The sequence below is a fragment of the Delftia sp. NA_296.1 genome (assembly GCF_052692095.1).
In genome coordinates this window covers 23,990-45,641 of the sequence record NZ_JBQZGF010000016.1, presented here as the reverse complement: position 1 = coordinate 45,641, position 21,652 = coordinate 23,990, and the positions used below count along the sequence as shown (strand labels likewise).

The window sequence follows — 21,652 nt, the reverse complement described above, 5'->3', positions numbered from 1 at the left end:
GGCCTGTTCTGTTGCTATTGATTTGAAAGCACCGGACGCAGACGCGCGAATTCTAGGAAGGCTGCCGCGCACGCGCGCACCGGTTCTCAATGTTTTACATTTCGCGCCAAACTCGAAGTGTGCATGTGCTCCCGTGGCATGCGCCGTCCTGCAATGGGTGTCTGCCGGATGGCGGGATGTTCATGGCCGCAGGGCGCATGGTTCTCCCGCTTGCGGGCACGCTGGCTTTGGGCCTACCGGCTGTAGCGGCTTCCCGAATCCGCTGTAATGCTCGCTTTGATTTCTGACTGACTAGAGAGGGCTCGCCCATGACCAAAACGTCGCTGGATAAATCGAAGATCAAGTTCCTGCTGCTCGAAGGCATCCATCCTTCCGCACTCGAAGTGCTGCGCAACGCGGGCTACACCAATGTGGAGACCGTGACGGGCGCGCTGGAAGGCGAGGAGCTCAAGCGCAAGATCGCCGACGTGCACTTCGTCGGCATCCGTTCGCGCACGCAGCTGACGGCCGACGTGTTCGCCGCCGCGCAAAAGCTCGTGGCCGTGGGCTGCTTTTGCATCGGCACCAACCAGGTGGACCTGGACGCGGCGCGCGAGCGTGGCGTGGTGGTCTTCAACGCGCCTTACTCCAACACGCGCTCGGTGGCCGAGCTGGTGCTGGCCGAAGCCATCCTGCTGCTGCGCGGCGTGCCCGCCAAGAACGCCTCCGCCCACCGCGGCGGCTGGCTCAAGAGCGCCGAGAACTCCTACGAAATCCGCGGCAAGACGCTGGGCATCGTGGGCTACGGCTCCATCGGCACCCAGCTGTCGGTGATGGCCGAGTCGGTGGGCATGCAGGTGCTCTTCCATGACGTGTCCACCAAGCTGCCGCTGGGCAATGCGCGTCAGGCCGCATCGCTGGCCGATCTGCTGGCCGGCAGCGACATCGTCACCCTGCACGTGCCCGAGCTGCCCTCCACCCAGTGGATGATCGGCGCCAAGGAAATCGCGGCCATGAAGCCCGGCGCCATCCTGATCAATGCCTCGCGCGGCACCGTGGTGGAAATCGAGCCGCTGGCCGAGGCCCTGAAGGCCGGCAAGCTGCTGGGCGCCGCCATCGACGTGTTCCCCACCGAGCCGCGCAGCAACAAGGATGAATTCGTCTCGCCCCTGCGCGGCCTGGACAACGTCATCCTGACCCCGCACGTGGGCGGCTCCACCATGGAGGCCCAGGCCAACATCGGCCTGGAAGTGGCCGAGAAGCTGGTCAAGTACAGCGACAACGGCACCACCACCTCGGCGGTGAACTTCCCCGAAGTGGCCCTGCCCGCCCACCCCGGCCAGAACCGCATCCTGCACGTGCACCACAACCAGCCCGGCGTGCTGTCGGCCATCAACCAGGTGTTTGCCGAGAACGGCATCAACATTGCCGGCCAGTACCTGCGCACCGACGAGAAGGTGGGCTATGTGGTGATCGACCTGGCAGCCCAGTCCTCGGGCCTGGCGGTCGAGAAACTGACCCAGGTTCCCGGCACCATCCGCTGCCGCGTGCTGTTCTGATGGTCAGGTTTCAGGATGCTGCGCTTGGGCGCACTTCCTGAAACTGGCGCATTGCCGGCTCGCCCTATCTGCCCGGCTGCAGCAGCAGCCGCATCAGGTCCGTGCGCGTGATCAGGCCGGTCAGCCGGCCTTCGCGCATCACGGGAATGCAGGGCACGCTGTGCCGGGCCAGGGCGTCCAGCAACTGGCCCACGGGCGTGTCCTCGTCCACGCTGAGTTCAGGCGCATGAACCAGCTGGGGCAGCTCCGACAGGCGGGGCACGGCCCGGCTCTTGCCGGGCAGGCGCTGGCCCAGCCAGTTCAACAAAGAAGGTTTTGCCGCAGATTCGGCCGGGCGCACGGGGCTCATCCACAGCCACTCGTACAGCTCGGCACGGGAGACCGTGCCGGCCAGGCCGCCATCGGCGTCCAGCACCGGCAGGCTCTTGGCCGGGTGCGCGCGAAAGCGTGCGGCCACGGCGTGCACGTCGTCGTCCATGGAGCAGCTCAAGGGATCGCGCGTCATCAGCTGGGCGCAGCGCACGCCGCCCAGGCGGTGCTCGATGGCGGTTTCCTCGGCGGCGGCCAGCAGCTCGGCCAGGTCGTCGGCTTCCAGGTTGTTTTCCTGGCCGAAGCGCAGCAGCAGCGCCTCCAGATCGGCATGGGACAGGCCCAGGCGCGAGGCATGGCGATGGGCCGAATCGGCGGGCGAGGCCTTGGGCGCCGTGTCGGCATGGTGGGGATAGCGCCGGCCCGTGGCGCGGTGGAGCGCCGTGGCCGCCAGGACCAGCGCCAGCGTCAGCGCGCCCACGGGCACGAAGGGCAGCATCCAGCCGGCGGCCAGCGAGGCCTTGGCATTGAGCACCGTCAGCAGGGCCATGGCGCCACCCGGCGGATGCAGCGAGCGCGTCAGCAGCATGCAGCCTATGGCGCCACCCACGGCCAGCGCAGGGGCCAGCTGGGGAGGGCTCCACTGCAGCACGAACAGGGCCCAGAGCGCCGACACCGTATTGCCCACCACGCAGGACCAGGGCTGGGCCAGCGGGCTGGTGGGCACGGCGAACAACAGCACGGCCGTGGCGCCCAGCGGCGCGAACAGGCGCAGGGGAAGATCCCAGGTGCCCGCATGCGCCAGCCAGACCAGGGCCGTGGCCAGCCCCATGCCCACGATGGAGCCCATGGCCACGCGCCACATGTCCGCAGGCGCGGGGCGTGGCACCACCGGCCCCCATGCTTTTCTGTTCCAGCCCATGGCTTTGTTGTCTTGTTGTCTTTGCCTGCGCGGCCCCGGGGAGGGCTGCAAAAGCGCGTCATTTTAGGAAGGGACGCCGCTCTTGCTGGCAGCATGGGCTTTGCACCCTTTCGGTGCAGCGCGCCTGCCGGCTCAGTCCACCACGGACTGGTACACGCCCTCGCGCATCACCCAGCGGTAGGGAATGCGCTGGGCCATGGACTGCATCATGAGGATGGCGAACAGGTCCTCCTGCGGATCGATCCAGAAGAAGGTGCCGTAGATGCCGCTCCATGAAAAGTCGCCCACGCTGCCCGGCAGCGGGTTGAGGCCCGGCGCCGTGCGCACCGCAAAGCCCAGGCCGAAGCCCTGGCCCACCTCGGGCGAGGGCAGCTGGGCGCCGAAATACGCCATGTCCGGCCCCATGCGCACGCTGGCGGGCAGGTGGTTGGAGGTCATCAGCTCCACGGTCTTGCGCGAGACCAGGCGCACGCCGTCCAGCGTGCCGCCGTTGCGCCAGAACAGGCACAGCCGCGCGTAGTCGGCCATGGTCGAGACCATGCCACCGCCGCCCGACTCGAACAGCATGGCACGCGTGACCGGGGGGATGGGCGGCATCTGTTTCTGCGGCCCTTCGGGCTGGGGCCGCGCGGCGCGTGCGATCTCGCTGTCGGGCGCATGAAAGCCCGTGTCGGCCATGCCCAGCGGCCCGGTGATGTGCTCGCGCACGAAGGCGGCCAGCGTCTGGCCGCTGACCACCTCGACCACGCGGCCCAGCACATCGGTGGACATGCCGTATTCCCAGGTCTCGCCGGGCTGGGCCACCAGCGGCAGCTGCGCGAGCCTGGTGATGAACTGCGCATTAGTGAACTTGCCGCTGAACAGGCCCGCATCCAGGTACATCTTCTTGACGGGGTGCTCGGTGCCGGCGAATCCATAGGGAATGCCGGAGGTGTGGCGCAGCAGGTCCTGCAGCGTGATGGAGCGTGCCAGCGGCGCGCGCTCCAGGCCCACGCGCAGCGCGGCCAGCTCGGGCAGGTACTGCTCCACAGGCTCGATGATGGACAGCCGACCCTGCTCGGCCAGCATCATGATGGCCAGCGAGGTGATGGGCTTGCTCATGGAGGCGATGCGGAAGATGGCATCGGGCCGCATGGCCGTGCCGGCCTCGGGGTCCAGCAGGCCGAAGCTCTCCAGGTAGGCCAGCTTGCCGCGCCGTGCCACCAGGGCCACGGCGCCCGGGATCTCGCCGGTGTCCACGCCGCGCTGCAGCCGGGCCGACAGGCGCGCCAGGCGCGCGCCGCCCAGGCCTACGGCTTCAGGGGAGTCGGCCCAGGGCAGGCCGGGGATGTGCAGGCGGTCGGTGCTGGCGGTCATGGAGTCTCCTGTGGTGTGCGTCGATTGTTCCGGCAGATGGCCTGGTGCGCTGTTGGCTGCGGGACAGCGGCGTGCGGGTGCAGCGGGCATGCCGCCGCTAAACTGGCCCGCAGGAGACAACGACACCATGAAGCAGATCATTCTGGCCGCAGCAGCCTGCGCGGCCGTCGCCCTTGCCATGCCGGCCAGCGCCGCCTATCCCGACAAGCCCATCCGCCTGGTCGTTCCCTTCCCGCCCGGGCAGGCCACGGACATCTTTGCGCGCGCGCTGGCGGAAAAGCTCGCCCAGAAGCTGGGCCAGCCGCTGGTGGTGGAGAACAAGGCCGGGGCCGGCAGCAACATCGGCAGCGAGCAGGTGGTGCGCAGCCCGGCCGACGGCTACACGCTGCTCGTGGCCGGCAGTGCCATGGCCGTGAACCAGACGCTGTACAAGAAGGTGAATTTCGACCCGCGCACCGACCTGGTGGGCATCACGCTGATCGCCAAGGTGCCGCTGGTGTTCCTGGCGCACCCGGGTGCTGGCATCCAATCCATGAAAGATTTGGTGGACAAGGCGCGTGCCGAGCCGGGCCGCTGGAACTACGCCAGCGCCGGCATCGGCGGCACCCAGCACCTGAGCGCCGAGATGGTCAAGGCGCGCGCCAAGATACAGATAGAGCACATCCCCTACAAGGGCAGCGGCCCCGCGCAGGCGGATTTCGTGGGCGGCCAGGTGCCGCTGATGGTGGATTCGGTGACGGCCGCCCTGCCCAATATCCAGGCGGGCAAGGCGGTGCCGCTGGGTGTGACCTCCAGCGCCCGCTCCAGCCAGCTGCCCGAGGTGCCGGCCATTGCCGAATCGGGCCTGCCCGAGTTCCGGGGCTTCGAGGCCGTGGGCTGGCTGGGCCTGATGGCGCCCAGGGGCACGCCGCAGGAAGTGATCGACCGGCTCAACCGAGAGGCCGTGGCCATCCTGCGCAGCCCCGAGATGCGCAAGTTCATCAGCGACCGTGGCTCGGAAGCCGCACCCACCACGCCCCGGGAGATGGATGCCTTCGTGGCCTCGGAGATCACGCAGTGGGGCCAGGCCGTGCGGCAGTCGGGCGCCTCGGTGGATTGAGGCAGGCGCCCCCCGGAGCGCGGGGGGGCGCCCGCTGCGGCCGGTCAGGCCAGCTTGGCCTTGAGCAGCTCGTTGACCTGCGCCGGGTTGGCCTTGCCCCTGGAAGCCTTCATGACCTGGCCGACCAGGGCGTTGAAGGCCTTGTCCTTGCCTGCACGGTACTGCTCCACGTTGGCCGGGTTGGCGGCGATCACCTCGTCGATGATCTTCTCCATGGCGCCCGTGTCGTTCATCTGCTTGAGGCCCTTGGCCTCGATGATGGCATCGACATCGCTGCCTTCACCGCTCCACAGCGCCTCGAAGACCTGCTTGGCGGCGTTGTTGGAGATGGTGCCGTCGCCGATGCGCTGGATCAGCGCGGCCAGCTGGGCGCTGGAGACCTTGGCGGCCTCCATGCCGATTTCCTCGGTGTTCAGGCGGCGCGAGATCTCGCCCATGATCCAGTTGCTGGCCAGCTTGGGCGCATTGCAGGCCCGGGCCGTGTCCTCGAAGTAGGCGGCCATGGCCTGGCTTTGCGTCAGCGTGGTGGCGTCGTACTCAGGCAGGGCGTACTGCTCGACAAAGCGCGCGGCCATGGCGCGCGGCAGCTCGGGCATGTCGGCCCTGACCTGTTCCACCCATTCGGGCGCGACCACCAGCGGCGGCAGGTCCGGGTCGGGGAAGTAGCGGTAGTCGGCCGCGTCTTCCTTGGTGCGCATGGAGCGCGTCTCGCCCGTGTCGGGGGCGAACAGCACGGTGGCCTGCTGGATGCGGCGGCCGTCCTCGATTTCCTCGATCTGCCAGCGGATCTCGTAGTCGATGGCCAGCTGCATGTTCTTGAAGCTGTTGAGGTTCTTGATCTCGCGGCGCGTGCCCAGCGGCTGGCCGGGCTTGCGCACGGAGACGTTGGCGTCGCAGCGAAAGCTCCCTTCCTGCATGTTGCCGTCGCAGATGCCGATCCAGGTCACGATCTGGTGCAGCGTCTTGGCGTAGGCCACGGCTTCTTCCGTGCTGCGGATGTCGGGCTCGGTCACGATCTCCAGCAGCGGCGTGCCGGCGCGGTTCAGATCGATGCCCGACTGGCCGACGAAGTCCTCGTGCAGCGACTTGCCGGCATCTTCCTCCAGGTGGGCGCGCACCAGGCGGATGGTCTTCTTCTCGTCGCCGAGGAAGAAGGACACCTCGCCGCCCTGGACCACGGGAATCTCGAACTGCGAGATCTGGTAGCCCTTGGGCAGGTCGGGGTAGAAGTAGTTCTTGCGCGCGAAGATGCTGCGCGGCGCAATGTGCGAGCCCAGCGCCAGGCCGAGCCGGATGGCGCACTCGACGGCCTTTTTGTTCATCACCGGCAGCGTGCCGGGCAGCGCCATGTCCACGGCGCAGGCCTGGGTGTTGGGCTCGGCGCCGAAGGCGGTGCTGGCGCGGCTGAAGATCTTGGACTGGGTGGCCAGCTGGGCGTGGGTCTCGAAGCCGATGACGACTTCATAGCCCTGGATGAGTTTCGCGGTCATGGGGTATCAGATGCCCTTCGGAGCTTGAAGGTGGAAGTCGGTGGCCTGCTGGAAGCGGTGGGCGGCGTTGAGCAACTGGCCTTCCTTGAAGTAGTTGCCGATCAGCTGCAGGCCCACGGGCATGCCGGCCTCGCCAAAGCCTGCGGGCACGCTCATGCCGGGCAGGCCGGCCAGCGACGCAGGCAGCGTGAAGATGTCGGCCAGGTAGTTGGCCAGCGGGTCGCTCTTTCCGCCCAGCTGCCAGGCCACGGTGGGCGCGGCGGGGCCGGCGATCACGTCGCACTGCTGGAAGGCGGCCTGGAAGTCGTCGGCGATCATGCGGCGGATCTTCTGCGCCTGCAGGTAGTAGGCGTCGTAGTAGCCCTCGGACAGCACATAGGCGCCGATCATGATGCGGCGCTTGACCTCGTCGCCAAAGCCTTCGGCGCGGGTCTTCTTGTACATGTCCACCAGGTCCGTGTAGTCCTTGGCGCGGTGGCCGAACTTCACGCCGTCGAAGCGCGACAGGTTGGACGATGCCTCGGCCGGGGCCAGGATGTAGTACACGGGAATCGACAGCTCGGTGCGCGGCAGCGAGATGGGCACCAGGCGGGCGCCCAGCTTCTCGTATTCCTTGAGCGCGCCATCCACGGCGGCGCGCACGTCGGCCGACAGGCCTTCGCCGAAGAACTCGGCGGGGATGCCGATGCGCAGGCCTTCGATGCCGTCGTTCAGGCGGGCCGTGAAGTCCTCGGCGGGCACGTCCAGGCTGGTGGAGTCGCGGTCCAGGTCGGGGCCGCACATCTCGGACAGCAGCAGGGCGCAGTCCTCGGCGCTCTTGCCCATGGGACCGGCCTGGTCCAGGCTGGAGGCGAAGGCGATCATGCCGTAGCGGCTGGCGCGGCCATAGGTGGGCTTGATGCCCGTGATGCCGCAAAACGATGCGGGCTGGCGGATGGAGCCGCCCGTATCGGTGCCGGTGACGGCGGGCGCCAGGCCGGCGGCCACGGCCACGGCCGAGCCGCCCGAGGAGCCGCCGGGCACGCGGTCCGTGTTCCAGGGGTTGCGCACGGGCGCGGGGGCGTCGAAGCCCACGGGCGCGATGGCCGAGTTCTCGTTGGCCGAGCCCATGGCGAATTCATCGCAGTTGAGCTTGCCCAGCGTCACGGCGCCGGCCTCGGCTAGGCGCGTCACCACGGTGGCGTCGAAGGGCGAGCGGTAGCCGGCCAGCATCTTGCTGGAGGCCGTGGTCGGGAAGTCGCGCGTGACGAAGATGTCCTTGTGCGCAATGGGCACGCCAGCCAGGCGGCCGCCCTTGCCCTGGGCAATCAGGGCGTCGGCAGCGCGGGCCTGGGCCAGGGTGGCCTCTTCGTCGATGCTGACGAAGGCGCCCAGGTTCTGGTGCGCCTGGGCGCGGGCCAGGAAATGCTGGGCGGCTTCGACGGCGCCGAGCTTGCGCTCGCGCAGCAGGGCCGACAGGGCCGACACGCCGAGCGTGTGCAGATCAGTGGTTTGCTGGGTCATGTATGGGGTGCGGAAAACGGGGACGGATGCCGGTGACGAGGGCGCGCGGCGCTTACTCGATCACCTTGGGGACCAGGAACAGGCCGCGCTCGACGGCCGGTGCGCTGCGCTGGTTGGCGTCGCGCTGGTCGGGCTCGCTGGCAATGTCCTCGCGAAGACGCAGGGCAATGTCCTGGATGGCGGCGACCGGATGTGACAGCGGGCTGACGCCTGAAGTATCCACAGCCTGCATCTTCTCCACGATGCCGAAAAAATCATTGAGCTGGCCTAGCATGCGCTCACTCTCGGTGGAGGAGAGCTCAAGTCGTGCCAGGTTCGCGATGCGTGCGATGTCTTGTGCGTTCAGTGCCATAGGATTTTTGAAGGGGGCAACGGGATGTAAACCCGTATTTCAAGCCCCGGCAGTAGAAGTTATTCACAGGGGATACGGTATTATCTCGGCTTTGCCGCAATACCCTCTCCGAGCCGGTCATTGTGCGAAAAGCCAACCCCATCCAGACTCCCTAACTTTCATCCCGGCGATGGCAGGCCGACGAGCATGCCGTGCCTGAGAGGACTCTCGTAATGTTCGGAGCTTTCCGTCGGTATTTCTCCACCGACCTTGCCATTGATCTTGGCACAGCCAACACCCTGATTTTCGCCCGCGACAAGGGCATTGTTCTGGACGAACCCTCCGTTGTCGCCATCCGCCACGAAGGCGGGCCGCACGGCAAGAAGGTGATCCAGGCGGTGGGCCGCGAGGCCAAGGCCATGCTGGGCAAGGTGCCCGGCAACATCGAGGCCATCCGCCCGATGAAGGACGGCGTGATTGCCGACTTCGTCATCACGGAACAGATGATCAAGCAGTTCATCAAGATGGTGCATCCGCGCTCGGTGCTCACGCCCAGCCCGCGCATCATCATCTGCGTGCCCTGCGGCTCCACCCAGGTCGAGCGCCGCGCCATCAAGGACGCGGCCGAGGCGGCAGGCGCCACCTCCGTCTACCTGATCGAGGAACCCATGGCCGCCGGCATCGGCGCCGGCCTGCCGGTGTCCGAGGCTTCGGGCTCCATGGTGGTGGACATCGGTGGCGGCACCACCGAAGTCGGCGTGATCTCGCTGGGCGGCATGGTCTACAAGGGCTCCGTGCGCGTGGGCGGCGACAAGTTCGACGAAGCCATCATCAGCTACATCCGCCGCAACTACGGCATGCTGATCGGCGAGCCCACGGCCGAGTCCATCAAGAAGAACATCGGCTCGGCCTTCCCCGGCTCCGAAGTCAAGGAAATGGAAGTCAAGGGCCGCAACCTCTCCGAAGGCGTGCCGCGCAGCTTCACCATCTCGTCCAACGAGGTGCTGGAAGCCCTGACCGATCCGCTCAACCAGATCGTCAGCGCCGTCAAGAACGCGCTGGAGCAGACACCGCCCGAGCTGGGCGCCGACATTGCTGAGCGCGGCATGATGCTCACCGGCGGCGGCGCGCTGCTGCGTGACCTGGACCGCCTGCTGGCCGAAGAAACCGGCCTGCCCGTGCTGGTGGCCGAAGAGCCGCTGACCTGCGTGGTGCGCGGCTGCGGCATGGCGCTGGAGACCATGGACCGCCAGGGCAGCATCTTCACCAGCGACTGATGCGGCGCAGGCCGGGGCCCGTTGTCGCGGGCCCGGGGCCGCAGCCGTCTGACTGCAACGACTTTTCTCCCCCTTCCGTGGTGACCTGCATGCTTGCCCTGCCTTCCTTCGCACCGGGACCGGCCCGTGCTTTCCAGGCTGCAGCAAGTGCGGCAGGGCAGGCCCTGCCACGCGGGAGGGCCGCATGAACCCCAATACCCTGGACCACTCGGCGCCCTCGCTGTTCAAGCGGCGGCCCTCGCGGGTCTCGCAACTGGCCCTGTACAGCGCCCTGGCGCTGTTTCTGATGGTGGCTGATGCGCGTTTCAGGATCACCGATCCCGTGCGCGTGGCCGTGGCCACCGTGCTGTACCCCGTGCAATGGGTGATGCTCAAACCGGTGCAGGCCGTGCACGACGCCAGCCGCTACCTGGGCTCGCTGGACGATGCCCAGGCCCGCGAACAGGCCGCGCGCAAGGAACTGGTGGCCATGGCCCAGCGTGCATCGCTGGCCGACGAGCTGATCCAGGAAAACGACCACCTGCGCGAGCTGCTGCAGCTGCGCGATCGCCTCACCACGCCCGGCACCGCTGCCGAGGTGGTCTACGACAGCCCCGACCTCTATACGCGCCGCGTGGTCATCGACCGCGGCCAGGTGGATGGCATCGACCAGGGCTCGCCCGTGCTCGATGAAAAGGGCGTGGTCGGCCAGGTCACGCGCGTGTATCCGCTGCGTGCCGAGGTCACACTGCTCATCGACCGCGACCAGGCCATTCCCGTCTTCAACCCGCGCACCGGCGCGCGCAGCGTGGCCTATGGCGATCCGTCGCCGCTGCGCACCGGCGGCATCGAGCTGCGCTTCATGCCCAGCAATGCCGATGTCCAGGAAGGCGACCTGCTGACCACCAGCGGCGTCGATGGCCTGTACCCGCCGGGCCTGCCCGTGGCCAAGGTTGTCTCGGTGGAGCGCCGCGCCGACTCGGCCTTCTCGCGCATCTACTGCGAGCCCGTGGGCCGCGTGCAGGGCGTGCGCCACGTGGTGGTGCTCAAGCCGCTGGACCGCGCCACCCATCCCGAGGCGGAAGGCGCCGCAGAACCCCTGCGCGCCGGCAAGGGCAAGGAAAAAGACAAGGGCAAGGAAAAAGACAAGGCCAAGGACGGCAAGGGCAAGGAAGCCTCCAAGGACGGCGGCAAGGCCGGCAAGACAGATGCACCGGCCACGCCTGCCGCACCCGCTGCTCCCGCCGCACCCGCCTCCGCCAGGAAGGAGCCTGCATGATCATGCCGCGCGGCCAGCAGCTGCTGCTGCCGGTCAACCCCCTGTTCATCGTCGTCAGCCTGCTGGCGGCGCTGGCACTCAACATGCTGCCGCTGGGCCGCCAGGCCTGGCAGCCCGACCTGCTGATGGTGCTGCTGGCCTTCTGGGCGCTGAACCAGCCCCAGCGCGTGGGCATGGGCGTGGCCTTTTTGCTGGGCCTGTGCATGGATGTGGACCGCTCCTCCCTGCTGGGCCAGCATGCGCTGGCCTATGCGCTGCTGGTGTTCGCGGCCGGCGCCATGGGCCGGCGCCTGTCCTGGTTCTCCACGCCCGTGCAGGCGCTGCACCTGCTGCCCCTGTTCGCCGTCGTGCACGGCCTGCAGGTGCTGCTGCGCATGGTGGCCGGCGGCATCGTGCCCGGCCCGCTGGTGGTGGTGGCTCCCTTGATCGAGGCCCTGCTGTGGCCCCTGGTCAGCGGCCTGCTGCTGGCGCCGCAGCGCCGCCCGCCGGACAGTGACGAGAACCGTCCCCTGTGAGGCTTGACGCGTGATGGAAATCCGCAATACAGAAGCCGAGCTGCAGCGATTCAGGCTGCGCGCATGGGTGATGAGCGTGGTGGTGCTGCTGGCCTTCGGGCTGGTGGTGGCGCGGCTGCTGGTGCTGCAGGTGCAGCGCCATGAGGAGCTGGCCGAGCGCGCCGAAAGCAATCGCACGGCCGTGGTGCCCATCGTGCCCAACCGGGGCCAGATCCTGGACCGCAACGGCGTGGTGCTGGCCACCAACTACTCGGCCTATACGCTGGAGATCATGCCCTCGCGCGCGGGCAACCTTGAAGAGACCATCGACGGCCTGGCTGAGATCGTCGAGATCACGCCGCGCGACCGGCGCAAGTTCAAGCGCCTGGTGGATGATTCCCGCAGCTTCGACTCCCTGCCCATCCGCACGCGCCTGACCGATGACGAGGTCGCGCGCTTCGCCGCGCAGCGCTACCGCTTCCCGGGCGTGGACATCAAGGCGCGGCTGTTCCGCACCTACCCCATGCAGGACACGGCCAGCCACGTCATCGGCTACATCGGCCGCATCAACCAGCGCGAGAAAGAGGCGCTGGAAGACTCCGACGACGCCGCCAACTACCGGGGCACCGACGTCATCGGCAAGCTGGGCGTGGAGCAGAGCTACGAAACCGACCTGCACGGCCAGACCGGCTGGGAAGAGATGGAAACCTCGGCCGGTGGCCATGCCGTGCGCAAGCTCGGCAGCCGCCCCGCCACGCCCGGCGACAGCCTGGTGCTGTCGCTGGACATCAAGCTGCAGCGCATGGTGGAGGAGCTGTACGGCGACCGCCGTGGCGCCCTGGTGGCCATCGATCCGCGCAGCGGCGAGCTGCTGGCCATGGTCAGCCGCCCGACCTTCGACCTGAATCTCTTCGTCGATGGCATCGACCAGGAAAGCTGGTCCGCGCTCAACGAATCCATCAACCGCCCGCTGCTCAACCGCGCGCTGCGGGGCACCTATCCACCGGGCTCCACCTACAAGCCCTTCATGGCGATTGCCGCGCTGGAGTCGGGCAAGCGCCGCCCCGACACCACCATCATGGACAACGGCAGCTGGACCTTCGGTGGCCACACCTTCCGCTCGGGCCACCCCAACGGGCCGACCAATCTGCGCCGCTCCATCATCAAGTCGTCCAACGTGTACTACTACATGCTGGCCAACGACATGGGCGTGGACATGATCCACGACTACATGAAGCCGCTGGGCTTCGGCCAGATCACCGGCATCGACGTGCGCGGCGAGGCGCGCGGCGTGCTGCCCAGCACCGAGTGGAAGCGCAACACCTACAAGCGGCCCGAGCAGAAGAAGTGGTACGCGGGCGAGACCATCTCGCTGGGCATCGGCCAGGGCTACAACAACTTCACCATCCTGCAGCTGGCCAACGCCATGTCCACGCTGGCGGCCAAGGGCGTCAAGCACCGGCCCCACCTGGCCGTGGGCCGTGTCGATGCCGTGACGCAGCAGTTCTCGGCCATCAACAAGGACCCCGGCACCAGCATGGGCTACAAGCCCGAGAACGTGGAAGCCGTGCGCGCCGCCGTGGCCGCCGTGACGGTGGAGGGCACCTCGCGCGGCATCTTCGGCAACGCGCCCTACACCTCCACCGGCAAGACCGGCACGGCCCAGGCCGTGGGCGTGCGCCAGAACGAGAAGTACAACGCCTCGCGCCTGTCCGAGTTCCAGCGCGACCACTCGCTGTACATCGCCTATGCGCCGGCCGACAACCCCACCATTGCCGTCGCCGTCATCGTGGAGAACGCAGGCTTCGGCGCCGCCGCTGCCGCGCCGCTGGCACGCCGCGTGTTCGACTACTGGCTGCTGGGCCGCTACCCCAGCCTGGAGGACATGGCCGCCATGCGCAAGGGCCAGGCCGGCGTGCCCATAGGCGCCCCGCGCCGCGTCTCCGAAATCACGCTGGACGCAGAAACCGTGAACCTGCCCGGCCTGCCGCGCTACGAGCCGCCCGAGGCATCGGCGCCCGTGGCATCCAACCGCGCTGCCGCGCTGCCGCCGCCGTCTGCTGGCGAACTGGAGGATTGAGAAAGCAAAAGAGCCGGCATTGCCGGCTCTGTGTTTTCTTGAGCAGCCTGCGTGCGCAGGCCCAGGCCTCAATGCCCCATGCGCCCGATGAACGCCGCGATCCGCTCGCTGGCCGGGTTGCCGAAGAACTCGGCCGGTGGCGCCTCGTGGGCGATGCAGCCCTGGTCGAAGAACATCACGCGGTCGGCGACCTCGCGGGCGAAGCCCATTTCGTGGGTGACCACGATCATGGTCATGCCGCCGCGTGCCAGCTCGCGCATCACGTCCAGCACTTCCTGCACCATCTCCGGGTCCAGCGCGCTGGTGGGCTCGTCGAACAGCATCACCTGCGGCTCCATGGCCAGGGCGCGGGCAATGGCCACGCGCTGCTGTTGGCCGCCCGACAACTGCCACGGGTACTTGTGGGCATGGGCCTGCATGCCCACGCGCTCCAGCAGGGCCATGGCCTTGGCATTGGCCTGGGCGCGCGGCGTTTTGTGGATGCGGCGCGGCGCCAGGGTCACGTTGTCCAGCACCGTCATGTGGCCGAACAGGTTGAACTGCTGGAACACCATGCCCACTTCGCAGCGCTGCTTTTGCAGCGTGGCTTCGTTGTCGGTGACTTCGACGCCATCGATGGTGATGCGCCCGCCGTCGTGCGGCTCCAGCCGGTTGATGGCGCGCAGCAGCGTGGACTTGCCCGAGCCCGAGGCGCCGATGATCACCGTCACCTCGCCCGTGCAGAACTGCGTGGAAACGCCCTTGAGCACCTGGTGGCTGCCGAAGGACTTGGTGACCTTCTCGGCCACGATGTAGGGCATGCCCCGTGCCAGCTTGTCGGCGCTCATTTGTGGCGGCCCTCCACGTCGAAGCGGTACTCCACGGCAGCCGTGACCTGGGTCACCAGCGTGGTCAGCACCAGGTAGGTCACGCCCACGGTGACCAGGGTCTCCACGGGCTGGAAGGTGGCCGACTGGATGCGGTTGCCCACATTGGTCAGCTCCACCACGCCGATGGCGTACGCCAGCGACGAATCCTTGAGCAGGGCCACGAAGTTGCTCACCAGCGGCGGCAGCGAGATCTTGAAGGCCTGCGGGAACACCACGTCCATGAAGACGCAGATGCGCGGCAGGCCCAGGGCGCGTGCGGCCTCGGCCTGGCCGCGCGGCACGGCCTGCAGGCCGGCGCGCACGGCTTCGGCGTTGTAGGCGCCCACGTTCAGCGCCAGTGCAATGCAGGCGGCTGCGAAGTCGGGCAGGTTCAGGCCCGGGATCAGCACCGGCAGCGCGAAGTAGATGAACAGGATCTGCACCAGCAGCGGCGTGCCGCGGATCGCCCAGACGTAGAAGCCCGCGGCCCAGCGCAGGGCGGCCGTGCGCGAGGTGCGCGCCAGCGCGGCGGCGATGCCCAGCACCAGGCCGGCGGCGCCGCTGACCAGCGTCAGGTACAGCGTGGTGCGCGCGCCTTCGGCGAAGGTGTCGGCATTGGAGCCTATGGGCTCGGGCAGCAGGGACAGCAGTTGCCCCAGCAGCGAAACCACGAGCACCATCAGCAGCAGGGCCGTGACCAGGGTGGCGTTGCTGCGCTGCGAGCGGCTCCAGTGGGCGGGCCAGAGGACGGTAAGCATAGGTGGGCTAGAAACAAAAAGGCGCCCTGCAAGTGGGCGCCGGTCGGGCAGATCTGCCCGGGGCCTCAGTCAGGGCAGCGGATGTCTTCGTGGAAGTATTTCTGCGACAGCTTGGCGTAGCTGCCGTCGGCCAGGGCTTCCTTGAAGGCCTTGTTCCAGGCATCGGCCAGCGACTTGTTGTCCTTGGCCACGGCGGCCGCAATGCGCTCGACCAGCAGCAACTCGCCCTGCTTGAGCTGGGCATTGGGGTTCTTCTGCTGCAGTTCCTTGGCAATGAAGCGTTCGGTCACCCAGGCATCCACGCGCTTGGACAGCAGCGCATTGCGGGCGGCCTCGTTGGTGGGGAAGTTGACCAGGCGCTTGATGCCGGGCAGGTTCTTCTCCATGTACTGCATATAGGTGGTGCCGGTCTGCACCGACACCGTCTTGCCCGCCAGGTCCTTGGCCGAGCGGATGGCCGGGTCCAGCGACATCACGATGGCGCCAGAGCAGTAGTGGGGCTGGGTGAAGGTCACGGCCTTCTCGCGCTCGGGCGTGATGCCGTGCGAGGAAATCACCAGATCCCAGCGGTCCTGCTGCAGGCCGGTGAGCAGGGCGTCGAAGCTGATGGTCTTCCACTCGTACTTCACGCCCATCTTGGCGGCCATCATCTGGGCCAGCTCGACTTCGAAGCCGGTCAGCTGCTTGCCCTCGAAATGGGCGAAGGGCGCGTAGTAGCCCTCGGTGGCCAGGCGCAGCGTGCCTTCCTTCTGGATGGCGTCGAAGGGGCGGGCCTGAACGCCGGCGGCGGTCCACAGGGCCAGCGCGGCGGCGGCGATGACGGTAAAGCGTTTCATGGAACTCCTGGGCTGTCGCTCAAGACCTGACCCCGGCGCCGCAGCATGAAGAAAGCGCCAAGGCACGCATCAGTGCATGGGCCATGGACGGCGGGGCCGGTTTTTTGCGGCTGGTCGGCTGGTCGGGTACGGCCGCTGGCAGGGGTGCGACATGCACCAGCCGCCGCAGCTCAAGGCGAAAAGTCGGCAATTATAGAAGGTTGCCGTCGCCAACGCCGATGGCAGGTGTTGCGAACGCCGCTGGCCCGTGCTCAGGCGATGAAGGCGTCGTAGCCGGTCTTGAGGATCAGCAGGCTCACCACGCCGATGAAAATGCCGCGCACAAAGCCCGTTCCATGGCGCAGGGCCATGTGCGTGCCCAGCATGGCGCCCAGCACATTGGCCACCGCCATGGGCACGGCCAGGTGCCACCAGATATGGCCCTTGAGCGCGAACAGCGCCAGCGCAGCCAGGTTGGTGGCCATGTTCAGCAGCTTGGCCGAGGCCGACGCGTTCAGGAAGTCATAGCCCATCAGCCGCACGAACAGGAACACGAAGAAGCTGCCCGTGCCGGGGCCGAAGAAACCGTCGTAGAAGCCAATCACCAGGCCGATGGCGCAGGCGATCAGCGTCTCGGCGCGGCCCGAATAGTGCGGCGTGTGGTGGCGGCCCATGTCCTTGCGCGCCAGCGTGTAGACCAGCACGCCCAGCAGCACCAGCGGCAGCAGCCGGCGCAGGAAATCGGGGGAGATCTGCGTGACGGCCCAGGCGCCCGCAAAGGAGCCCGCCATGCCCACGCAGGCCGCCGGCATCATCGCGCGCCAGGGCAACTGCACCTTGCGGCCGTACTGCCAGGTGGACATGGCCGTGCCCCAGACCGAGGCGCTCTTGTTGGTGCCCAGCAGCGTGGCGGGCGGTGCGGTGGGGAAGGTGGCGAACAGCGCGGGCAGCAAGATGAGGCCCCCGCCGCCCACGATGGCGTCCACGAAGCCGGCCAGCATCGAGGCCAGCGAGACGATGATCCATTCCATAGGGCGGCGATTGTCGCACCGCCCAGGTGCCGCAGCAGGCTGGCCGCAGGCATAAAAAAAGCGCCGGACTTGCCGGCGCTCTGGGAAATGCATCTTGAGATGCTATTTATGAATGTTGATCTGGTTGTGTACGAGTTGTCTCCTCGGCCCCTCTTGTGCAGCACTGTGGTGCCGCGAGAGTGGGTGGACTTTAATGGTCGCACCTGGGTGGTGCATCGGGGATTTCCCGCAGTTACCGCAAAAGTGCGGGATTGCACCAGCAAAGGGCCGTGAACACCGGGTGCCGCGGCTTTGACGCCAGGGCGACCATTCGTTCCTCATCGATCTGTTTCTGCCCACAACAACCCTGGTCCGCCCGGGCTTGGCGCCCCTCAGGTGGCCATCGCCACCGCTGCGGCGGCTGGTGCCGCTGTCGCTGTCGCTGTCGCTGTCGTTATCCCTGCCTGTCCCTGTCGGTCCGCAAGAATCCAGCCGGCGGCCTTCTCCGCCATCATCAGCGTCGGGCTGTTGGTGTTGCCGCTGGTGATGCGCGGCATGGCGCCTGCATCGATCACGCGCAGCCCCTGTACGCCGCGCACGCGCAGGCGGCTGTCCAGCACGGCCATGGGGTCGTCGGCGCGGCCCATCTTCGTCGTGCCCACGGGGTGGAAGATGGTGGTGGCGATGTCGCCGGCCAGGCGCGCCAGATCCTCGTCGCTCTGGTACTGCACGCCGGGCTTCCATTCCTCGGGGGCGAAGCGCGCCAGTGCGCTCTGGCCGACGATGCGGCGCGTCACGCGCAGGCTGTCGGCGGCCACCTGCCGGTCCTCGGGTGTGGACAGGTAGTGCGGCGCAATGGCCGGCGCCTGGCGGAAGTCCCCGCTGTGGATGCGCACCGTGCCCCGGCTCGTGGGATTGAGGTTGCAGACGCTGGCCGTGAAGGCCGGAAAACCGTGCAGCGGCTCACCGAAGGCGTCCAGCGACAGCGGCTGCACGTGGTACTGGATATTGGGGTGCTCCTGCTGCGGGCTGCTGCGCGTGAAGGCCCCCAGCTGGGAGGGCGCCATGCTCATCGGCCCGCTGCGGCGCAGCAGGTATTCCAGGCCGATGCCGGCCTTGCCCCACAGCGAATTGGCCATGGTGTTCAGCGTGCGCGCGCCCTTGATCTTGTAGACCGAGCGGATCTGCAGATGGTCCTGCAGGTTCTCGCCCACGCCGGGCAGGTCGTGGCGCACGGCAATGCCGTGGTTCTGCAGCAGCGCGCCCGGGCCGATGCCCGACAGCTGCAGGATCTGCGGGGAGTTGACGGCGCCCGCGCACAGCAGCACCTCCTGGCTTGCCTGCACGTTGACCATTTCCGAGCCGGTCCAGACCTGGGCGCCGCTGCAGCGCAGGCCGCCGGCGGGCAGCTGTTCAAACAGCAGCTGGCTGACCTGGGCATGGGTCCACAGCTCGAAGTTGGGGCGGCCATAGCAGGTGGGCCGCAGGAAGGCCTTGGCGGTGTTCCAGCGCAGGCCGCCCTTTTGGTTGACCTCGAAGTAGCCCACCCCCTCGTTGCTGCCGCCGTTGAAGTCCTCGGTGGCCGGAATGCCGGCCTGCTGCGCGGCTTCGGCAAAGGCGTCCAGGATGTCCCAGCGCAGGCGCTGCCGCTCCACGCGCCATTCAGCGCTGCCGCCTGTGCCCGTGCCGCCGTGCAGGGCACGAAAGCCCGCATCGGCATTGCCGCCGGCATCGAGCCGCCAATGGCTTTCATGCTGGCGGAAGGCCGGCAGCACCTGGTCCCAGCGCCAGGCGTTGTCCCCGGTCAGCTCGGCCCAGCCGTCGTAGTCGCGGGCCTGGCCGCGCATGTAGATCATGCCGTTGATGCTGGAGCAGCCGCCCAGTGTCTTGCCGCGCGGATAGCGCAGGCTGCGGCCGTTGAGCCCTGCGTCGGGCTCGGTCTGGTAGAGCCAGTCGGTGCGCGGATTGCCGATGCAGTACAGGTAGCCCACGGGGATGTGGATCCAGTGGTAGTCATCCTTGGCGCCCGCCTCGATCAGCAGCACGCGGCTGCGGCCATCGCGCGAAAGCCGATTGGCCAGGAGGGCGCCCGCCGTGCCGGCGCCGATGACGATGTAGTCGAAGGTGGTGTTGCTCATGGAGATGGGCGGGCGTCCGCTGCGGGCCGGAACGTCCTTGGGAGCCGGGGTTGGTGCTTCGGCCCATTGTGCGGACGGCATGCGCACTGTCGAGAGGGAAAGCGCGCTGGACTCCTTTTTTCGCAGCATCGCATGCAGCAGTCATGGCTGTCGCGCTGGTTTTTTGATAAAAATTGCACGCGTAGGGCAAAGCTGTCGTGCGCACGGCGCCGCCAGGCAATCTGCGGCCCGTGCCGCTCGGTTATCCTGCGGTCTTGGCTGCAATGCCGCCCGGCCCTGCCTGCGCGCCCCGCCTTCGCAACCCCCAAGGACTTTCCGCACTTGTCTGCCCTCAACAATCCCCCCCAATGCAGCCTGCGCCGCGACAACGACGGCCAGTGGGCGTTGCTGACCGGCTCCTGGGGCGCGGCCGAGCTGGGCCGGCGGGCGCAATGGCGCAGGCTGCGTGCGCAGCTGGCCGATGCCAAGGGCGATGACCTGGGCTGGAACCTCGAAGGGCTGGACTGGCTGGACCACGTGGGCGCACAGCTGCTGTGGAACCACTGGGGCCGTCGCCTGCCCGCGCGCCTGGCGGCCAGCGATGCGCAGCGCGCCATGCTCGAACGCGTGGGCCGTTTCTCCAAGGAGCCTGCGCCGCCGCCCCCGCGCCTGAACCTGCTGGAGCGCATCGACAGCCTGGGGTGCCTGGTGATCAACGCCTGCGGCCATTTCGCGCAGATGACGCGGCTCATCGGCCAGTTGCTGATCGACCTGCTGCGCTTTGCGCGTGCTCCGCACCGGGGCCCCTGGCGCGACATCTCCGGCCATCTTTACTCCATGGGCGCCACGGCCCTGCCCATCACGGCCCTGGTGGGCTTTCTGATCGGCGTGGTGCTGGCCTACCTGATGGCGCTGCAACTGCGCCAGTTCGGGGCTGAATCCTTCATCGTCAACATCCTGGGCATCTCGCTGATCCGCGAGCTGGGTCCGCTGCTGGCGGCCATTTTGGTGGCGGGCCGCACGGGCTCGGCCATCACCGCCCAGATCGGCGTCATGCGCGTGACCGAGGAATTGGATGCCATGCAGGTCATGGGCATACCGCACGGCTTTCGCCTGGTGCTGCCGCGCGCGCTGGCGCTGGCCATCGCCATGCCCCTGGTCTCGCTGTGGACCACGCTGGCCGCGCTGGCCGGCGGCATGCTCGCGGCCGACCTCACCATGGGCGTCACGGGCGCCTACTTTGCCGAGGCGCTGCCTGCCGCCGTGAAGATCGGCAACCTCTGGATCGCCATGGGCAAATCCGTGGTCTTCGGCGCCCTCATCGCCCTGATCGGCTGCCACTGGGGCCTGCGCGTGGAGCCCAATACGCAGAGCCTGGGCAAGGGCACGACGGCCTCGGTGGTGACGGCCATCACCATGGTCATCGTGGTGGATGCGATCTTCGCAATCCTTTTCAAAGATGTCGGAATCTGATGGCCATGGACACCGAAACCTCCTCCACGCCCGCAGCCGACGAGCCCATCGTGCGCATCGCCGGGCTGTGGAGCGTGTTCGGCGAAGGCGAGAACGCCTTTGCCGTGCACCAGGACCTGGACCTGGATGTGCAGCGCGGCGAGATGCTGTCCATCGTCGGCGGCTCGGGCACGGGCAAGACCGTGCTGCTGCGCCAGATGCTGGGGCTGCTGGAGCCCACCAAGGGCCGTGTCGAAGTGCTGGGCCGCCCGGCCAGCGAAATGGGCCGCGAGGGCGCCGCCAGCCGCGTGGGCATGCTGTTCCAGCATGGGGCGCTGTACTCGGCCTTCAGCGTGCTGGACAACGTGGCCTTCGCGCTGCGCGAGCAGGGCACGCTGCCCGACGAACTGGTGCGCGACGCGGCCCTGGTCAAGCTGCAGATGGTGGGCCTCAAGCCCGAGCATGCCTCGCGCATGCCGGCCGATCTCTCGGGCGGCATGATCAAGCGCGTGGCGCTGGCGCGGGCGCTGATCATGGACCCGCCCCTGCTGCTGCTGGACGAGCCCACGGCCGGCCTGGACCCCACCAGCTCCGACGAATTCTGCGAACTGCTGCGCGAGCTGCGTGCCGAGCTGGGCCTGACCGTCATCATGGTCACGCACGACCTGGACACGCTGTTCGCCCTGTCCTCGCGCGTGGCCGTGCTGGCCGAGAAGAAGGTGCTGGTCAGCGGCCCGCCGCGCGAAGTGGCCGAGTTCAAGCATCCGTTCATCGAGCATTTCTTCCAGGGGGAGCGCGGCAGGCGCGCGATGAGCACGGTATGAGAAGCCCCCCTGAGTCGCTTCGCGCCTTCCCCCCTCTCGCTTTGCGGGGGGGGACGACACCCTCGCGGCGGGGCGGCCCTTGCTCGGTGTTCCTTGCCTTGGGGTGCGCCGGTTTTGAAGGCCTCGCCCTGAGTTGTGGATTGACTGGGGGCCGCGGCCCCATGCCTTGTT

18 protein-coding genes are annotated in these 21,652 nt (G+C 67.9%); 8 read left to right on the top strand and 10 right to left on the bottom strand.

What is annotated here, in order from left to right; translation table 11 throughout:
• The first annotated feature begins 308 nt into the window (after positions 1-308).
• On the top strand, positions 309-1,538 hold the full coding sequence (serA, locus tag ACUTR7_RS27755; protein ID WP_012202286.1) for a phosphoglycerate dehydrogenase: 1,230 nt from the start codon (positions 309-311) through the stop codon (positions 1,536-1,538).
• Positions 1,539-1,602: 64 nt separating this feature from the next.
• On the opposite strand, the gene ACUTR7_RS27750 is transcribed toward serA, so the two are convergent.
• Positions 1,603-2,739: an HPP family protein gene (locus ACUTR7_RS27750; protein WP_445610290.1), complete on the bottom strand. Its 1,137-nt coding sequence runs from the start codon at positions 2,737-2,739 to the stop codon at positions 1,603-1,605.
• Positions 2,740-2,901: 162 nt separating this feature from the next.
• Positions 2,902-4,125, bottom strand: a complete 1,224-nt coding sequence (locus ACUTR7_RS27745) for a serine hydrolase domain-containing protein (protein ID WP_445610289.1) — start codon at positions 4,123-4,125, stop codon at positions 2,902-2,904.
• A gap of 127 nt (positions 4,126-4,252) precedes the next feature.
• Here ACUTR7_RS27745 and ACUTR7_RS27740 point away from each other — a divergent pair, with 127 nt between their 5' ends.
• Positions 4,253-5,224 carry a tripartite tricarboxylate transporter substrate binding protein gene (locus ACUTR7_RS27740; protein ID WP_445610288.1) on the top strand — a complete coding sequence of 324 codons (972 nt, stop codon included), beginning with the start codon at positions 4,253-4,255 and terminating at the stop codon, positions 5,222-5,224.
• Positions 5,225-5,268: 44 nt separating this feature from the next.
• On the opposite strand, the gene gatB is transcribed toward ACUTR7_RS27740, so the two are convergent.
• From gatB to gatC, 3 genes are read right to left on the bottom strand one after another with little or no spacing between them, the layout of a single operon-like run.
• Positions 5,269-6,714: an Asp-tRNA(Asn)/Glu-tRNA(Gln) amidotransferase subunit GatB gene (gatB, locus tag ACUTR7_RS27735; RefSeq protein WP_445610287.1), complete on the bottom strand. Its 1,446-nt coding sequence runs from the start codon at positions 6,712-6,714 to the stop codon at positions 5,269-5,271.
• 6 nt (positions 6,715-6,720) lie between these two features.
• The gene (gene gatA / locus ACUTR7_RS27730; RefSeq protein ID WP_013800221.1) at positions 6,721-8,217 is read right to left on the bottom strand and encodes an Asp-tRNA(Asn)/Glu-tRNA(Gln) amidotransferase subunit GatA; all 1,497 of its coding nucleotides are present in this window, start codon (positions 8,215-8,217) and stop codon (positions 6,721-6,723) included.
• A 52-nt stretch (positions 8,218-8,269) separates the two neighbouring features.
• The gene (gatC, locus tag ACUTR7_RS27725) at positions 8,270-8,569 is read right to left on the bottom strand and encodes an Asp-tRNA(Asn)/Glu-tRNA(Gln) amidotransferase subunit GatC (RefSeq protein WP_012202292.1); all 300 of its coding nucleotides are present in this window, start codon (positions 8,567-8,569) and stop codon (positions 8,270-8,272) included.
• Positions 8,570-8,781: 212 nt separating this feature from the next.
• Here gatC and ACUTR7_RS27720 point away from each other — a divergent pair, with 212 nt between their 5' ends.
• The 4 genes from ACUTR7_RS27720 (at position 8,782) to mrdA (ending at position 13,657) form a co-directional block, all read left to right on the top strand.
• Positions 8,782-9,825: a rod shape-determining protein gene (locus tag ACUTR7_RS27720; RefSeq protein ID WP_012202293.1), complete on the top strand. Its 1,044-nt coding sequence runs from the start codon at positions 8,782-8,784 to the stop codon at positions 9,823-9,825.
• A 184-nt stretch (positions 9,826-10,009) separates the two neighbouring features.
• A complete protein-coding gene (gene mreC / locus ACUTR7_RS27715) occupies positions 10,010-11,083 on the top strand; it encodes a rod shape-determining protein MreC (protein ID WP_043821860.1) in 1,074 nt (357 codons plus the stop codon).
• The gene (gene mreD / locus ACUTR7_RS27710) at positions 11,080-11,598 is read left to right on the top strand and encodes a rod shape-determining protein MreD (RefSeq protein ID WP_013800223.1); all 519 of its coding nucleotides are present in this window, start codon (positions 11,080-11,082) and stop codon (positions 11,596-11,598) included. Before mreC ends, mreD begins: the two co-directional genes overlap by 4 nt.
• Positions 11,599-11,611: 13 nt before the next feature.
• Positions 11,612-13,657, top strand: a complete 2,046-nt coding sequence (gene mrdA / locus ACUTR7_RS27705; protein ID WP_197944500.1) for a penicillin-binding protein 2 — start codon at positions 11,612-11,614, stop codon at positions 13,655-13,657.
• 68 nt (positions 13,658-13,725) lie between these two features.
• Here the strand turns inward: mrdA and ACUTR7_RS27700 are convergent, their stop codons facing one another.
• The 5 genes from ACUTR7_RS27700 to ACUTR7_RS27680 all read right to left on the bottom strand — a co-directional run bounded on the left by ACUTR7_RS27700 (position 13,726) and on the right by ACUTR7_RS27680 (position 19,226).
• Entirely contained in the window at positions 13,726-14,484 is a 759-nt protein-coding gene (locus ACUTR7_RS27700; RefSeq protein ID WP_012202297.1) for an amino acid ABC transporter ATP-binding protein, read from the bottom strand.
• Positions 14,481-15,263, bottom strand: coding sequence for an amino acid ABC transporter permease (locus ACUTR7_RS27695; RefSeq protein WP_012202298.1), 783 nt, complete (start codon positions 15,261-15,263; stop codon positions 14,481-14,483). The genes ACUTR7_RS27700 and ACUTR7_RS27695 overlap by 4 nt, the downstream gene beginning before the upstream one ends.
• Before the next feature lie 65 nt (positions 15,264-15,328).
• Complete coding sequence (locus ACUTR7_RS27690) at positions 15,329-16,099, bottom strand: ABC transporter substrate-binding protein (protein ID WP_013800225.1); 771 nt, start codon at positions 16,097-16,099, stop codon at positions 15,329-15,331.
• Between the two features lie 251 nt (positions 16,100-16,350).
• The gene (locus ACUTR7_RS27685) at positions 16,351-17,109 is read right to left on the bottom strand and encodes a sulfite exporter TauE/SafE family protein (protein WP_013800226.1); all 759 of its coding nucleotides are present in this window, start codon (positions 17,107-17,109) and stop codon (positions 16,351-16,353) included.
• Between the two features lie 371 nt (positions 17,110-17,480).
• Complete coding sequence (locus ACUTR7_RS27680; protein ID WP_216294565.1) at positions 17,481-19,226, bottom strand: GMC family oxidoreductase; 1,746 nt, start codon at positions 19,224-19,226, stop codon at positions 17,481-17,483.
• 321 nt (positions 19,227-19,547) lie between these two features.
• Between ACUTR7_RS27680 and ACUTR7_RS27675 the strand changes: the two genes are divergently transcribed.
• Together ACUTR7_RS27675 and ACUTR7_RS27670 are read left to right on the top strand one after the other, a co-directional pair.
• Positions 19,548-20,678: an MlaE family ABC transporter permease gene (locus tag ACUTR7_RS27675; RefSeq protein WP_192368705.1), complete on the top strand. Its 1,131-nt coding sequence runs from the start codon at positions 19,548-19,550 to the stop codon at positions 20,676-20,678.
• On the top strand, positions 20,678-21,481 hold the full coding sequence (locus ACUTR7_RS27670) for an ABC transporter ATP-binding protein (RefSeq protein ID WP_016448536.1): 804 nt from the start codon (positions 20,678-20,680) through the stop codon (positions 21,479-21,481). Before ACUTR7_RS27675 ends, ACUTR7_RS27670 begins: the two co-directional genes overlap by 1 nt.
• Positions 21,482-21,652: the final 171 nt, after the last annotated feature.

Coding starts and splice junctions, on each gene's coding strand:
- mrdA (WP_197944500.1), top strand. CDS start 11,612: ATGGAAATCCGCAATACAGAAGCCGAGCTGCAGCGATTCAGGCTGCGC.
- ACUTR7_RS27740 (WP_445610288.1), top strand. CDS start 4,253: ATGAAGCAGATCATTCTGGCCGCAGCAGCCTGCGCGGCCGTCGCCCTT.
- ACUTR7_RS27695 (WP_012202298.1), bottom strand. CDS start 15,263: ATGCTTACCGTCCTCTGGCCCGCCCACTGGAGCCGCTCGCAGCGCAGC.
- mreC (WP_043821860.1), top strand. CDS start 10,010: ATGAACCCCAATACCCTGGACCACTCGGCGCCCTCGCTGTTCAAGCGG.
- serA (WP_012202286.1), top strand. CDS start 309: ATGACCAAAACGTCGCTGGATAAATCGAAGATCAAGTTCCTGCTGCTC.
- gatB (WP_445610287.1), bottom strand. CDS start 6,714: ATGACCGCGAAACTCATCCAGGGCTATGAAGTCGTCATCGGCTTCGAG.
- gatA (WP_013800221.1), bottom strand. CDS start 8,217: ATGACCCAGCAAACCACTGATCTGCACACGCTCGGCGTGTCGGCCCTG.
- ACUTR7_RS27700 (WP_012202297.1), bottom strand. CDS start 14,484: ATGAGCGCCGACAAGCTGGCACGGGGCATGCCCTACATCGTGGCCGAG.
- ACUTR7_RS27670 (WP_016448536.1), top strand. CDS start 20,678: ATGGCCATGGACACCGAAACCTCCTCCACGCCCGCAGCCGACGAGCCC.
- ACUTR7_RS27680 (WP_216294565.1), bottom strand. CDS start 19,226: ATGAGCAACACCACCTTCGACTACATCGTCATCGGCGCCGGCACGGCG.
- ACUTR7_RS27690 (WP_013800225.1), bottom strand. CDS start 16,099: ATGAAACGCTTTACCGTCATCGCCGCCGCCGCGCTGGCCCTGTGGACC.
- ACUTR7_RS27745 (WP_445610289.1), bottom strand. CDS start 4,125: ATGACCGCCAGCACCGACCGCCTGCACATCCCCGGCCTGCCCTGGGCC.
- ACUTR7_RS27720 (WP_012202293.1), top strand. CDS start 8,782: ATGTTCGGAGCTTTCCGTCGGTATTTCTCCACCGACCTTGCCATTGAT.
- gatC (WP_012202292.1), bottom strand. CDS start 8,569: ATGGCACTGAACGCACAAGACATCGCACGCATCGCGAACCTGGCACGA.
- ACUTR7_RS27685 (WP_013800226.1), bottom strand. CDS start 17,109: ATGGAATGGATCATCGTCTCGCTGGCCTCGATGCTGGCCGGCTTCGTG.
- mreD (WP_013800223.1), top strand. CDS start 11,080: ATGATCATGCCGCGCGGCCAGCAGCTGCTGCTGCCGGTCAACCCCCTG.